An 11,930-nucleotide genomic window follows, 5' to 3' on the forward strand; every position below is an offset into this window, starting at 1 on the left:
ACCCGCAATTACGGCCCGCAAATTCAGGACGAAGGGAAAAATCGCATCATTGCAGAGGCATGGCGCGCTTCCCGACACCTGGCTTAGTTACGGGCCACGGATTTGCAATGCAAGAGAACAGACCAGAACGGCAAAGCCTGCTTCGCGTAAGCCAATTAGAATATCACAAGATACGAGAAGATTTGGTGCGGTCGAGAAGACTCGAACTTCCACGGGTGTTACCCCACAGCGACCTCAACGCTGCGCGTCTACCAATTCCGCCACGACCGCACTGCCAGTGACTTGGTAGAGCGGCGTATAGACGTTGGCGCGCGCGATGTGAAGAGGCAAAAACACGCTGGTTTAAAATCCTTCGCAGCAGTCTTATCTAAGCCGATGCACAGCGCAGTTTCGATCTGACAGGAGCCTCAGATGACCTCGACCGACACCCACCCCATCATACAGATCGATATCGTGTCGGACGTTGTGTGCCCATGGTGTATAGTCGGGTTTCGTCAGCTTGATGTGGCAATGAAACAGCAGGGCATCCAAGCCCAACTTCGCTGGCACCCGTTCGAATTGAACCCGAACATGCCGCCTGAAGGGCAGAACCTTCGGGAACACATCACGGAGAAATATGGCTCGACCCCTGAACAGAGCCAGCAGGCCCGCGAAAGGTTAACGGCGATCGGGGCGGAACTGGGGTTCACCTTCAACTTTGATGAAGACAGCCGGATCGTGAATACATTCAAGGCGCATCAGTTGCTGGATTGGGCCGAAGGTCAGGGCCTGCAACATCAATTGAAGCTTGCGCTTTTCGACGCGTATTTCACCCGGCAACAGGATGTTTCCGACACTGAGGTTCTGTTGCAGGCAGTCACTTCTGCAGGGCTGAACCCTGATACCGCACGGCAGGTGCTTGAGACCGGGGAGCATATCGCTTTGGTGCGAGAGAAACAGCAGTTCTGGACCAGCCGGGGGATCTCTGGTGTGCCGTCCATGGTATTTGGCGGAAAATACCTGCTGACCGGCGCGCAAGGGGTCGATACCTATTCTCGGGTGCTGCAACAGTGTTTGGCCGAAGCGGCCTGACCCCTCTTCCCCTGCCCGCTTTGGGCGGATATGAGGCCGCCATGGAATGGAAAATCACCGATGGTCTGACCAGTTATGACGACGCCACCGCCTTTATGGAGGCGCGCGTCGCCGGGATTGCGCGCGGCGACGCGGAGGAGTGCATCTGGTTGCTGGAACACCCGCCGCTTTATACAGCAGGCACGTCGGCAAAGATCGAAGACCTGACCGATCCTGACCGCTTTCCGGTCTATGCAAGCAAACGCGGCGGCGAGTACACCTATCACGGGCCCGGTCAGCGTGTGGCCTATGTCATGCTGGACCTGAACAAGCGCGGGCGCGACGTGCGCCAATTTGTGAAGCAGCTGGAAAACTGGGTGATATCGGCACTGGCTGAATTCAACGTACACGGCGAAATACGCGACGGACGCGTTGGTGTCTGGGTGCGACGCGACGACAAACCGCTGACGGTGACTGGCAAACCGGCAGAGGACAAGATCGCGGCAATTGGCCTGCGTTTGCGAAAGTGGGTCAGCTTTCACGGCATTTCGATCAATGTCGAACCGAATCTGGAGCATTTCTCGGGCATCGTTCCCTGCGGGATCAGCGAATATGGCGTGACTTCGTTGGTGGATCTGGGGCTTCCGGTCACTATGGATGATCTTGATGCGGCCCTGAAAAAAACCTTCTCGGACGTTTTTGGTGCCTCTGATCTCTGATTCTACTTCGTCAGAGAATCAGCATCCGCTCTGCTTGGATACAACAATATGCATGTGTGGAAGGCTCTGTTTCCGAAACACGTTGCAATTTACCAAGAACTATTCAGTTTTACGTTATTCTTTAGGCAATTTTTAATTCTCTAGGATACATCGGTGTTGTTAACGAGTAATATGAAACTGCCAATCAAGAGTGAGTGGTATGTTAAACCGGTGATCAAGGGCTCGCCCTCGAAATCCGAGAAGTGTTTGGTTACGAGTCTGCCGTTCCGACCCCAAATCGGAACGGCAATTCATTTCCCCCCTTCACGCTTAATCTTATGGCCAATTCGCGTTGCAAGGGAGCAGGCGATTTCTGCGTTATCCGGCTATTGAGTCACTTGGTCGGTCCCAAGGAGGGGTTTCGGGTTTTCTTGTCTCCGGTCACGACGATATGCGCGGGCGGGTGTGGGTAATTGTCCGAACTATCACCTCACAAAAAGACCGTAAGATATTGACTACAAAGCGATTTGTATCTTCTCCGCATGTTCGGCAATCAGGTCGAAATCACCCATTTTACCAGGTGGGCGCATCGACACGCCGTCATGACGCGGCAGGACGTGAAAGTGGAGATGGAAAACCTCCTGCCCGCCTGCGGTTTCGTTGAATTGCTGAATGGTTACACCGTCCGCGTCGAAGGCTTTCATCACTGCACGAGCCATCTTTTGAACGGTGTTCATAACCGCCGCCAGTTGGTCGGGCGTGGCATCCAGCACATTGCGGCAGGGCGTTTTGGGGATCACCAGCAAATGCCCATCGGCACGAGGCATGATGTCCATGAAGGCCAGTGTGTCGGCGTCTTCGTAAACTTTTGACGAAGGTATCTCGCCGCGCAGAATTTTGGCGAAGATGTTGTCGGGATCATAAACCATGGTTGCCATCCGTTCCTTGAGGGGCTTTTGCCCGAGTTGTGGTCCACCCGCCCCGCCGGGTCAAGCCGGGGGATTGAGCCCTGAAATGTACAAAATGTACCGGGTTTTCAGAGGGCGCTGTACGTTTTGTACACTTGGATTTGGCATGAGATCACATCATCAGAGACAGATGCGGCACGTTCCCGACAGGTGATGCCTGCCTACGCAGCAGAGCACAGGTTTAGCACTTCTTAACTCGACTAAGACTGGTTAAGTTGTTGAATACTTCATCAAGCTCAAGTCGAAGGTGCACTGTGCGGGACGAAGTGAGATTTCGCTGCGGCTGCACCAATGGCGGCTTACGCGCTCCAATTATCGTCAGGCAATACCTTTTCTTTCAGATGCCGTGAGGTTCTGGATTACGATTTCTGCGGCCTGTTCATGCACTTGGTTACGATCAACGCTGTCATGATCGGAAAAGATATCTGCTTTTCCAATGAGCGACTTGTCCGAGGGGAAATCTAGGAAGCTGTAATGGCCCACTTGTTTACCCAGGTCGTGTCGTTGAAACCGGGCATTTTGCGAAGCAAGCCAGTCGGCACAGTGCTCTGATGGTGCTTCGTTGTCCGCTCCACCAGTCAGGATTACGACGGGTAGATCAAGTTCGGCGACTGATTGCGGAACAAAGGATCGGATCGGTGGTGCCGGAGCAATCGCGACCACCGACTTTATCCGCTTGTCTGAACGGTCATGTCCGTGCTCTGCCCAAGACCGGCGAAAGGCATCTGAGGTTTCCATCAGTGTAGGAATGCTATCCGCCGCATCTGGAAACTCTTTCGGGCCGCCTTCAGAAATCCCGTTTGCGCTGCGCCAGCCCTCAAACTCTTCCAAACTGGTTTGGGCACCAGCAAGTGCCATAACCGTATAACCTCCAAGAGAAAAACCAACAGCTGAAACCAGATCGAAGTCTAACCTGTTAGCAAAGAACCCGCTCGTCCCAAGTGACGATAGCATTACGGACAAGTCTGTCGCTCGTTCCCACCAGCACAGAAAGCCCTCAGCGAGATACGGTTCCAAACCAGTGTTGCCGTGGTGATTTGCTCCCAAAACCACATAGCCTTCACGTGCAAGCGCTCGCGCCAGCCAACCGAGGCTCTCGGCTGTGCCGCCAGTGCCATGGGATAGAAGTATGACCGGCAATTTCTTTTTGGTGGTCAGTGCGGCATCTAAGTTAACATCGCCAAGCTCAAAATAATCCTCTGGCGTCTGCCCGCCGCTCTCGAAATCCTCTGTTGGATACCACGCTGACCAGGCGATTGGTCGTTCAGAATTGTTGTGCCAGTTAGAGCGTGACGCGTCCTGAATTACGCCGGTTCTATATCCGCAAATTGCCATTTTGCGTCTCCTTCCACGCCAACGCTGTAGAAGTTTTTGATAATTTTCAACGATCTTGTTGCCAGCTTTGTCTTCTCCGAAGATGCAGACATTACTACACAACGCAGCATCTGAGACTTTGGCCTCAACACCCCCCTCTCTTGTCCTTGATCCTGCGGGGTGGGCCGACGGCAGGCGTTCACGCCTTTCCGGTCAGCTTTGAGAGCCGGTCCCATAGCGGGCGACCTGAACACAGGCGCTAGGCCCGCTGTATCGCCACCCCCCGAACGCTCAGAACCCGGCCTCTTGATCGTTCCTTTTCAAGGGGGGTGCGGCCATTTATCTTGATCCAGATCAAACTCGGCCATTGAAGGTCGCCCCTACGCATTCTAAAACCAGCAGGAATCCCGCGCGTTGGAGAGGTCCGGCTGCGCGGTGTAGTTGCAACAGGAGGCACCTATAATGGCAGACGCAGCCATTCATGGTCACGACCATGAAGACCAGCGCAGCTTTTTCCAGCGCTGGTTCATGTCGACCAACCACAAGGACATCGGGATTCTGTACCTGATCGTTTCGGCTCTGGCCGGTCTGATCTCGGTTCTGATGACCGTTTACATGCGGCTTGAACTGATGCACCCCGGTGTTCAGTACATGTGCCTGGAAGGCTTCATGGCCGACCCGTGTACGCCCAACGGGCATCTGTGGAACGTGATGATCACCTATCACGGTGTTCTGATGATGTTCTTTGTTGTCATCCCTGCCCTGTTCGGCGGATTTGGCAACTATTTCATGCCGTTGCAGATCGGCGCGCCGGATATGGCGTTCCCGCGGATGAACAACCTGTCCTTCTGGCTTTATGTTGCCGGTACCTCGCTGGGTGTGGCCTCGCTGCTGAGCCCGGGTGGTAACGATCAGATGGGTTCGGGCGTGGGCTGGGTTCTGTACCCGCCGCTGTCCACGACCGAGGGCGGCATGTCCATGGACCTTGCGATCTTTGCCGTGCACGTATCGGGCGCCTCCTCGATCCTCGGCGCGATCAACATGATCACCACCTTCCTGAACATGCGTGCCCCCGGCATGACCCTGTTCAAGGTGCCGCTGTTCAGCTGGTCGATCTTCGTCACCTCGTGGCTGATTCTGCTGTCGCTGCCGGTTCTGGCGGGCGCGATCACCATGTTGCTGATGGACCGCAACTTTGGCTTTACCTTCTTTGATCCGGCCGGTGGCGGCGATCCGATCCTGTATCAGCACATCCTGTGGTTCTTTGGCCACCCGGAAGTGTATATCGTGATCCTGCCCGGTTTCGGCATCATCAGCCATGTCATCGCGACCTTCTCGCGCAAGCCGATCTTTGGCTATCTGCCGATGGTCTGGGCGATTATCGCAATCGGTGTGCTGGGCTTTGTCGTGTGGGCGCACCACATGTACACCGTTGGCATGTCGCTGCGTCAGCAGGCCTATTTCATGCTGGCCACGATGGTCATCGCGGTTCCGACAGGTGTTAAGGTCTTCTCGTGGATCGCGACCATGTGGGGCGGTTCCATCGAGTTCAAGACACCGATGCTGTTTGCCTTCGGCTTCCTGTTCCTGTTCACCGTTGGCGGTGTGACCGGTGTGGTGCTGTCGCAGGCTGGCGTGGACCGCGCCTATCACGACACCTACTATGTGGTGGCACATTTCCACTATGTGATGAGCTTGGGTGCCGTGTTTGCGATCTTCGCAGGGATCTACTTCTACTTCGCCAAGATGACAGGGCGTCAGTATTCCGAGTTCTGGGGCAAGGTTCACTTCTGGCTGTTCTTCATCGGCGCCAACCTGACCTTCTTCCCGCAGCACTTCCTGGGTCGTCAGGGGATGCCACGCCGCTACATCGACTATCCCGAAGCGTTCGCGCAGTGGAACTTTGTTTCGTCGATTGGCGCGTTCATTTCGTTCGCTTCGTTCCTGCTGTTCTTCGGCATCGTGATCTACGCCCTGCTGCGTGGCGCACGCGAGACACGGCCCAACTACTGGAACGAGTATGCCGATACGCTGGAATGGACCCTGCCCACGCCGCCGCCCGAGCACACGTTCGAGCAGCTGCCCAAGCAGGAAGACTGGGACAAGGGCCACGCGCACTGATCCCGACCTGATCCAAGAAACCCCGCCCTGGTGGCGGGGTTTTTCTTTGCCCTCACCCTGCGTTCGCCAAGTGCGACGAAATCGGCTATGATGTGCGGACGGAACAGTCGGAGGGTCGGCAATGCCCGAGATCGACTTTTGGTATTCCATTGGCAGCACGTACAGCTTCCTGACCGTGATGCGTCTGGAGGAATGGTGCGCCCAGCATGACGCCACGGTGAACTGGCGCCCGTTCAACGTGCGCACAGTGATGTCGGCCCAGCAGAATATCCCTTTTGCCGGAAAGCCTGTGAAATCGGCTTACATGTGGCGCGATATCGAACGCCGCTGTGCCAAGTACCACATCCACGCCAACCTGCCTGCGCCCTATCCGATTTCCAATCTGCCACTGGCCAATCAGGTTGCGTTGCTTGGAATGATGGATGGCTGGGGCGTGACGTTCACCCAAACGCTCTATCGCATCTGGTTCGAGGAAGGGGTGGAAGCCGGTCGCGAAAGTGCGCTGTCCGAGGCGCTGTTGCGGTGTCAGCAAGACCCCCGACTGACCCTGGCGCGCGCGCAAGGCGACGACATCGTCGCGGCCCTTGAGGCGGAAACCGAAACCGCCGTCAAACTGGGTGTTTTCGGCGCCCCCAGCTTTGTTGTCCGGCAGGAGGTGTTCTGGGGTGACGATCGTCTGGATGACGCCCTGTCCTGGTCTCGGGTCGGCCACGTCGTCTGATCAAAACCCGTCGACATGAGGCGGCGCTGCGCTATGTTCGCGGTATGCCCTACACGTGGAATCAGACCTCGGAAACCGAACAGGAACTGCGGCTTTGGCCGCATAACTCGCTGCCGCCGCGGGGCGCGATGATCACGATCCTGTCGGTGTTCCTGTTTGGCCTGATCCCGCTGCTGGCCACGCTTGGTTCCGTGATCCTGTGGGGGTTGCTGCCGTTTCTGCTGATCACTGTGCTGGGGCTTTGGCTGGCCATCAAGACCAACTACCGCGCCCGCAGTGTGTTCGAGGTACTGACCCTGTCGGGCACACATGCGCGGCTGGTGCACCACACCCCCGGCAAAGAGCAGCACGAATGGTCTTGCAACCGTTATTGGGCGCGGCCGGCGATGCACGAGAAAGGCGGCCCGGTTCCGCATTATGTCACCCTTGTCGGAGACGGGCGCGAGGTCGAAATCGGGGCGTTTCTGTCCGAAGATGAGCGGATCACGCTTTATGACGAACTGGTCCTAAGACTGCGCGAGCCAGTCGCGCAGTAGCAATTCACGGGGCCCAGTGCCTCAGCAATCGCCGTTTGAGGCTGCGCACAGATGATCCTTGACCATCGGACCGACCTTGCCGAAATCCATCCGGCCGGTATAGCGCGTCTTCAACTCGCCCATCACCTTACCCATATCGCGGATCGAACCCGCGCCGGTTGCCGTGATGGCGGTTTGAATGGCCTTGCTGACCTCATCGTCGTCTAGCTGTTTGGGTAGAAATTCCTCGATCACCTCGACTTCGCGAATCTCGCGTTCGGCCAGATCCAGGCGACCGCCCTCTTCGTAGGCGCGGGCGCTTTCCTTGCGCTGCTTGGTCATTTTGCCAAGGATTTCAAGAACCTCTGCGTCGCTGCATCCCTTTGCTTCTTCATTGCTGGACGCACGTGCCGCGATGTCGCGGTCTTTGATGGCGGCGTTGATCAACCGCAGTGTCGACAGACGCTCGGCTGCTTTGTCTTTCATTGCTTGCTTCAGGGCGGCATTCACCCGTGATCGCATGTCCATTTGGTTTGTCCATCCCCATGACAACGGAACCCCGACCATATAGAAACAAAAAGCCTGATACAACCGGGGGTCGATCCATCTAACCCATTGAAAAACAACAACAGCCCAAAAATTGAACAGACTTGACCCAGACGCCCAACCCCCTTAGGTATGCGCCGATTTACCCTACAGGAGAGTCGCGCCATGGCCCCGAATGCCCCGTCCAAGCCCACCGCATGTCTGGCTTTGGCCGATGGAACCCTGTTTTACGGCGCAGGCTTCGGCGCGACCGGGCAAACCGTGGCCGAGCTGTGCTTTAACACGGCGATGACCGGATATCAGGAGATCATGACCGACCCGTCTTATGCCGGGCAGATCGTGACCTTCACCTTCCCTCATATCGGCAATGTCGGCGTGAACCCCGAGGATGACGAAACCGGTGATCCGGTCGCCGCTGGCATGGTTGTGAAATGGGATCCGACCGAGCCATCGAACTGGCGCTCGGCCGAGGAGCTCAAGGATTGGCTGGCCCGCCGGGGGCGCATCGCCATCGGGGGTGTCGATACCCGCCGCCTGACCCGGGCAATCCGCCAGCAAGGTGCGCCGCATGTGGCGCTGGCCCATGACCCCGAGGGAAATTTCGACATCGAGGCGCTGGTCGCCGCCGCGCGCGGTTTTGCCGGGCTGGAGGGCATGGACCTGGCCAAGGAAGTCACCTGCGCCCAAAGCTATCGCTGGGATGAGATGCGGTGGGCCTGGCCGGATGGGTACCAGCGTCAGAAGGCCCCTGCCCACAAGGTTGTTGCCGTAGACTATGGCGCCAAGCGCAACATCCTGCGCTGCCTCGCATCCGCCGGATGTGATGTTACCGTTCTGCCCGCAACCGCGACCGCAGCCGACGTGCTGGCACATCAGCCCGACGGTGTGTTCCTGTCGAACGGTCCCGGCGATCCGGCAGCAACAGGCGAATACGCCGTGCCGATGATCAAAGAGATTCTGGAGACAACAGACCTGCCTGTGTTCGGCATCTGCCTTGGACACCAGATGCTGGCGCTGGCGCTGGGTGGTCAGACGGTCAAGATGAACCACGGCCACCACGGCGCGAACCACCCGGTCAAGGATCTGGACACCGGCAAAGTCGAGATCACGTCGATGAACCACGGTTTTGCTGTCGATGCGCAATCCCTGCCGGATGGCGTCGTAGAAACCCACCGGTCGCTGTTTGACGGCTCGAACTGCGGTATCCGCATGGCGGACCGGCCGGTTTATTCGGTCCAACACCACCCCGAGGCATCGCCCGGACCGCAGGACAGTTTCTATTTGTTCGAGCGCTTCGCCGAGGCCATGGAGAAGAAGAAAATTCAGGCATAACTGCTTGTCTGTGCAGTGTTAACCGGGTGTTAACCCTGATCGAACAACCCTGAGCGCAGGTAACTGCGCCAGGGTTTTGTTATGGCTGAGCTTGATCTTCTGGATTTCACGTCCGCCGCACCGATCCCCGCGCCCGGGTATCGGAAACCGCTGGGCACCTGCCTGCTGGAAACCGGAGCTATCACCCGGTCCCAGCTGGACCATGCGCTGAGCCAGCAAACCAGACAGAACGCACCGCTGGGAGAGATACTGGTCGGCGAAGGCTATGCCACCCGGCAGGACGTGTTGAGCGCGCTGTCTACGCAATCCGGCTGGCAGATTGCCGATCTTGAACAGATCCCGCCGATGCCGGAACTGAGCGGGTTGATGCCGGTCGACTTCTGGCTGAAACACAATGTCATCCCCTGGATGCGGATTGGCCCCCTTGTTCTGGTGGCCACAGCCCGGCCCGACCGGTTCGCAACCGTGACCGCCGAAATGCGCGAATGCGAATATGCCGTGATCCCGGTGCTGGCGGCATCCGATCAGATCGACCGGACGATTGCGCGGCAATTCTCGGGGTCTTTGGCCAGATCTGCGGAAACGCGGGTTGATCCCGCACAAAGCTGCCGCAACTGGACCCTTAGGTCGCGCATGGGGCCTTCGGTGGCCCTGTTGTGTGTGCTGGGGCTGTTTGCCATGTTCCCGGCGTTTGGCCTGCTGGCGGTGCTGGGCATGGCTGTGGGAACTTTAGTGCTTTTTGCAGCCTTTCGGATGGCTGGCACGCTGGCTTACCTTTGGCATCGCCTGAGAACGCAGCCGGACCACACCGAAGCTGCCATCACATTGCGGCAACCCTGCGTATCGATCATGGTGCCATTGTACAAGGAGCGCGAGATCGCGAACGCTCTGGTACAGAGACTACAGCGACTGACCTATCCCAAGGCGTTGCTGGATGTCATCCTTGTGCTTGAGGAAAAGGATGACGTGACGCGCAATGCCCTTGCGCAGGTGAGCCTGCCCAGCTGGATTCGCATCGTCGAGGTGCCCGAGCTGAACGTGTTGACCACCAAGCCGCGCGCCATGAACTACGCGCTGGATTTCTGCCGGGGCGACTTCGTCGGCGTCTGGGATGCCGAGGACGCCCCACAACCGGATCAGATCGAGCGCGTGGTGGCGCATTTCTCCCAGGCCGCGCCGGATGTGGTGTGCCTGCAAGGGGTTCTGGATTACTACAACCCGCGCACCAACTGGCGGTCACGCTGCTTTACCATCGAATACAACAGCTGGTTCCGCGTGATCCTGCCGGGGATCGCCCGCATGGGGCTGGTGGTGCCACTTGGGGGCACCACGTTCTTTTTCCGTCGCGACAAGCTGTTGGAACTGGGCGGCTGGGATGCCCATAACGTCACCGAGGATGCTGATCTGGGCGTAAGGCTGTACCGGGCCGGGTACCGGACCGAAATGGTGGATACCACAACATATGAAGAGGCGAATTTCCGGGCCTGGCCCTGGGTCAAACAGCGCTCGCGCTGGCTCAAGGGGTTCATGGTCACGTATCTGGTGCATATGCGCAGCCCGCAAAAGCTGTGGCGTGACCTTGGAGGTGCCAGATTTCTGGGCCTTCAGGCGTTCTTTCTGGGCACGTTGGGGCAATTTCTGCTGGCGCCCGTTCTCTGGGTATTCTGGCTGTCAAGCCTGGGGCTGGCCAATCCGATGGATAATATCGTGCCGCATTCAACCTCTACCGCGCTGATCGGGCTGTTTTTGATGGCAGAGGGGCTGAGTATCGGTGTTGGTCTGATCGCTGTATCCGCACGCGAGCGGCGGTTTCTTTTGCCTTGGGTTCCGACGATGTTTCTATATTTCCCGCTGGGCGTGATTGCCGGTTACAAGGCGCTGTGGGAATTGGCGACCAACCCGTTTTTCTGGGACAAGACCCAGCACGGACAGGCCAGCGAAGACGAGCCGCTGGCCTGACAATCACTTGTCGCGGCGGCTTGCGTCCTGCTTCAGGCGCGTCATGAATGCGATCGAGATATGGTCCTTGAGCGCCCGCCCCGCCGCCTCTTCATCGCGCGCGGCAATGGCTTCGACGATGCCTTTATGTTCGCTCTGGGCAATCTCTCCGCGCCCCTGCACGGCCAGCGACGTGGTCGCCATCAAGGCCATAGTCCGGTGCACCAGATCAAGCTGTTGGACAAGGTAGCGGTTGTGCGAGGCCAGATGGATCTGTTCGTGAAAGCGCCGATTGGCACGTGACAGCGCCATCGGATCACCCACCAGCTTGTCATCTTCGAGGACCATGTCGTGAAGAACCCTGATCTCTTCCTCGGTGGCGTGTTTGGCGGCCAGCCGCGCGGCGAGCCCTTCCAGTTCGCGTCGCACGATATAAAGCTCGGCCATCTGGTTGTGGTCCAGCGACGCCACGATCAGCGACCGCCCGTCCCGTTCCAGCAGAGACTGGGTTTCCAGGCGTTGCAGCGCTTCGCGGATCGGGGTGCGCGACACGCCGAACCGTTCTGCCAGCTCGCTTTCAACCAGACGATCGCCGGGCTTGTAGACGCCGACATCAATGGCTTCGAGTATCAGGCTATAGGCATCCTTGGTGGGGGATCGGGTCTGGCTCATGGGGTATTCTGTCTCCTCGTTCGGACATGTCTATCCGTCTCTGGGGGCGTCAATC

The 11,930-nt window shown here is 57.9% G+C and carries 11 protein-coding genes and 1 tRNA gene; 7 read left to right on the plus strand and 5 right to left on the minus strand.

Annotation, left to right across the window (positions count from 1 at the left end):
• Window positions 1–183 precede the first annotated feature (183 nt).
• Window positions 184–270 (minus strand) — tRNA-Leu (locus ACR0AP_RS04580).
• Between the two features lie 141 nt (window positions 271–411).
• Here ACR0AP_RS04580 and ACR0AP_RS04585 point away from each other — a divergent pair.
• Window positions 412–1,071, plus strand: a complete 660-nt coding sequence (locus ACR0AP_RS04585) for a DsbA family oxidoreductase (protein WP_209504224.1) — start codon at window positions 412–414, stop codon at window positions 1,069–1,071.
• 41 nt (window positions 1,072–1,112) lie between these two features.
• Window positions 1,113–1,769, plus strand: coding sequence for a lipoyl(octanoyl) transferase LipB (gene lipB, locus ACR0AP_RS04590; RefSeq protein WP_480505591.1), 657 nt, complete (start codon window positions 1,113–1,115; stop codon window positions 1,767–1,769).
• Window positions 1,770–2,263: 494 nt separating this feature from the next.
• Here the strand turns inward: lipB and ACR0AP_RS04595 are convergent, their stop codons facing one another.
• On the minus strand, window positions 2,264–2,686 hold the full coding sequence (locus ACR0AP_RS04595; RefSeq protein ID WP_480505592.1) for an HIT family protein: 423 nt from the start codon (window positions 2,684–2,686) through the stop codon (window positions 2,264–2,266).
• A 348-nt stretch (window positions 2,687–3,034) separates the two neighbouring features.
• Window positions 3,035–4,051, minus strand: coding sequence for an alpha/beta hydrolase family protein (locus ACR0AP_RS04600; RefSeq protein ID WP_480505594.1), 1,017 nt, complete (start codon window positions 4,049–4,051; stop codon window positions 3,035–3,037).
• 441 nt (window positions 4,052–4,492) lie between these two features.
• On the opposite strand from ACR0AP_RS04600, the gene ctaD reads away from it, so the two are divergent.
• From ctaD to ACR0AP_RS04615, 3 genes are all read left to right on the plus strand, one after another.
• A complete protein-coding gene (gene ctaD / locus ACR0AP_RS04605; RefSeq protein WP_480505596.1) occupies window positions 4,493–6,151 on the plus strand; it encodes a cytochrome c oxidase subunit I in 1,659 nt (552 codons plus the stop codon).
• A 121-nt stretch (window positions 6,152–6,272) separates the two neighbouring features.
• On the plus strand, window positions 6,273–6,872 hold the full coding sequence (locus ACR0AP_RS04610) for a 2-hydroxychromene-2-carboxylate isomerase (RefSeq protein WP_209504229.1): 600 nt from the start codon (window positions 6,273–6,275) through the stop codon (window positions 6,870–6,872).
• Between the two features lie 44 nt (window positions 6,873–6,916).
• Window positions 6,917–7,408 (plus strand): DUF2244 domain-containing protein, encoded by a 492-nt coding sequence (locus tag ACR0AP_RS04615; protein WP_209504230.1) that lies wholly within the window; start codon window positions 6,917–6,919, stop codon window positions 7,406–7,408.
• Between the two features lie 21 nt (window positions 7,409–7,429).
• On the opposite strand, the gene ACR0AP_RS04620 is transcribed toward ACR0AP_RS04615, so the two are convergent.
• Window positions 7,430–7,915 (minus strand): GatB/YqeY domain-containing protein, encoded by a 486-nt coding sequence (locus ACR0AP_RS04620; RefSeq protein WP_480505598.1) that lies wholly within the window; start codon window positions 7,913–7,915, stop codon window positions 7,430–7,432.
• A 183-nt stretch (window positions 7,916–8,098) separates the two neighbouring features.
• Here ACR0AP_RS04620 and carA point away from each other — a divergent pair, with 183 nt between their 5' ends.
• Together carA and ACR0AP_RS04630 are read left to right on the plus strand one after the other, a co-directional pair.
• Window positions 8,099–9,265 (plus strand): glutamine-hydrolyzing carbamoyl-phosphate synthase small subunit, encoded by a 1,167-nt coding sequence (carA, locus tag ACR0AP_RS04625; RefSeq protein ID WP_480505600.1) that lies wholly within the window; start codon window positions 8,099–8,101, stop codon window positions 9,263–9,265.
• Between the two features lie 81 nt (window positions 9,266–9,346).
• The gene (locus ACR0AP_RS04630; protein ID WP_480505602.1) at window positions 9,347–11,224 is read left to right on the plus strand and encodes a glycosyltransferase; all 1,878 of its coding nucleotides are present in this window, start codon (window positions 9,347–9,349) and stop codon (window positions 11,222–11,224) included.
• A gap of 3 nt (window positions 11,225–11,227) precedes the next feature.
• Here the strand turns inward: ACR0AP_RS04630 and ACR0AP_RS04635 are convergent, their stop codons facing one another.
• A complete protein-coding gene (locus ACR0AP_RS04635) occupies window positions 11,228–11,875 on the minus strand; it encodes a GntR family transcriptional regulator (RefSeq protein ID WP_209504233.1) in 648 nt (215 codons plus the stop codon).
• Between the last annotated feature and the right edge of the window lie 55 nt (window positions 11,876–11,930).

Source organism: Ruegeria sp. AF7, from assembly GCF_056541885.1.

What these genes read in the sequence shown, in the direction of transcription:
- ACR0AP_RS04585 (WP_209504224.1), top strand. Translation starts at nt 412, where the DNA reads ATGACCTCGACCGACACCCACCCCATCATACAGATCGATATCGTGTCG.
- lipB (WP_480505591.1), top strand. Translation starts at nt 1,113, where the DNA reads ATGGAATGGAAAATCACCGATGGTCTGACCAGTTATGACGACGCCACC.
- ACR0AP_RS04595 (WP_480505592.1), bottom strand. Translation starts at nt 2,686, where the DNA reads ATGGCAACCATGGTTTATGATCCCGACAACATCTTCGCCAAAATTCTG.
- ACR0AP_RS04600 (WP_480505594.1), bottom strand. Translation starts at nt 4,051, where the DNA reads ATGGCAATTTGCGGATATAGAACCGGCGTAATTCAGGACGCGTCACGC.
- ctaD (WP_480505596.1), top strand. Translation starts at nt 4,493, where the DNA reads ATGGCAGACGCAGCCATTCATGGTCACGACCATGAAGACCAGCGCAGC.
- ACR0AP_RS04610 (WP_209504229.1), top strand. Translation starts at nt 6,273, where the DNA reads ATGCCCGAGATCGACTTTTGGTATTCCATTGGCAGCACGTACAGCTTC.
- ACR0AP_RS04615 (WP_209504230.1), top strand. Translation starts at nt 6,917, where the DNA reads ATGCCCTACACGTGGAATCAGACCTCGGAAACCGAACAGGAACTGCGG.
- ACR0AP_RS04620 (WP_480505598.1), bottom strand. Translation starts at nt 7,915, where the DNA reads ATGGACATGCGATCACGGGTGAATGCCGCCCTGAAGCAAGCAATGAAA.
- carA (WP_480505600.1), top strand. Translation starts at nt 8,099, where the DNA reads ATGGCCCCGAATGCCCCGTCCAAGCCCACCGCATGTCTGGCTTTGGCC.
- ACR0AP_RS04630 (WP_480505602.1), top strand. Translation starts at nt 9,347, where the DNA reads ATGGCTGAGCTTGATCTTCTGGATTTCACGTCCGCCGCACCGATCCCC.
- ACR0AP_RS04635 (WP_209504233.1), bottom strand. Translation starts at nt 11,875, where the DNA reads ATGAGCCAGACCCGATCCCCCACCAAGGATGCCTATAGCCTGATACTC.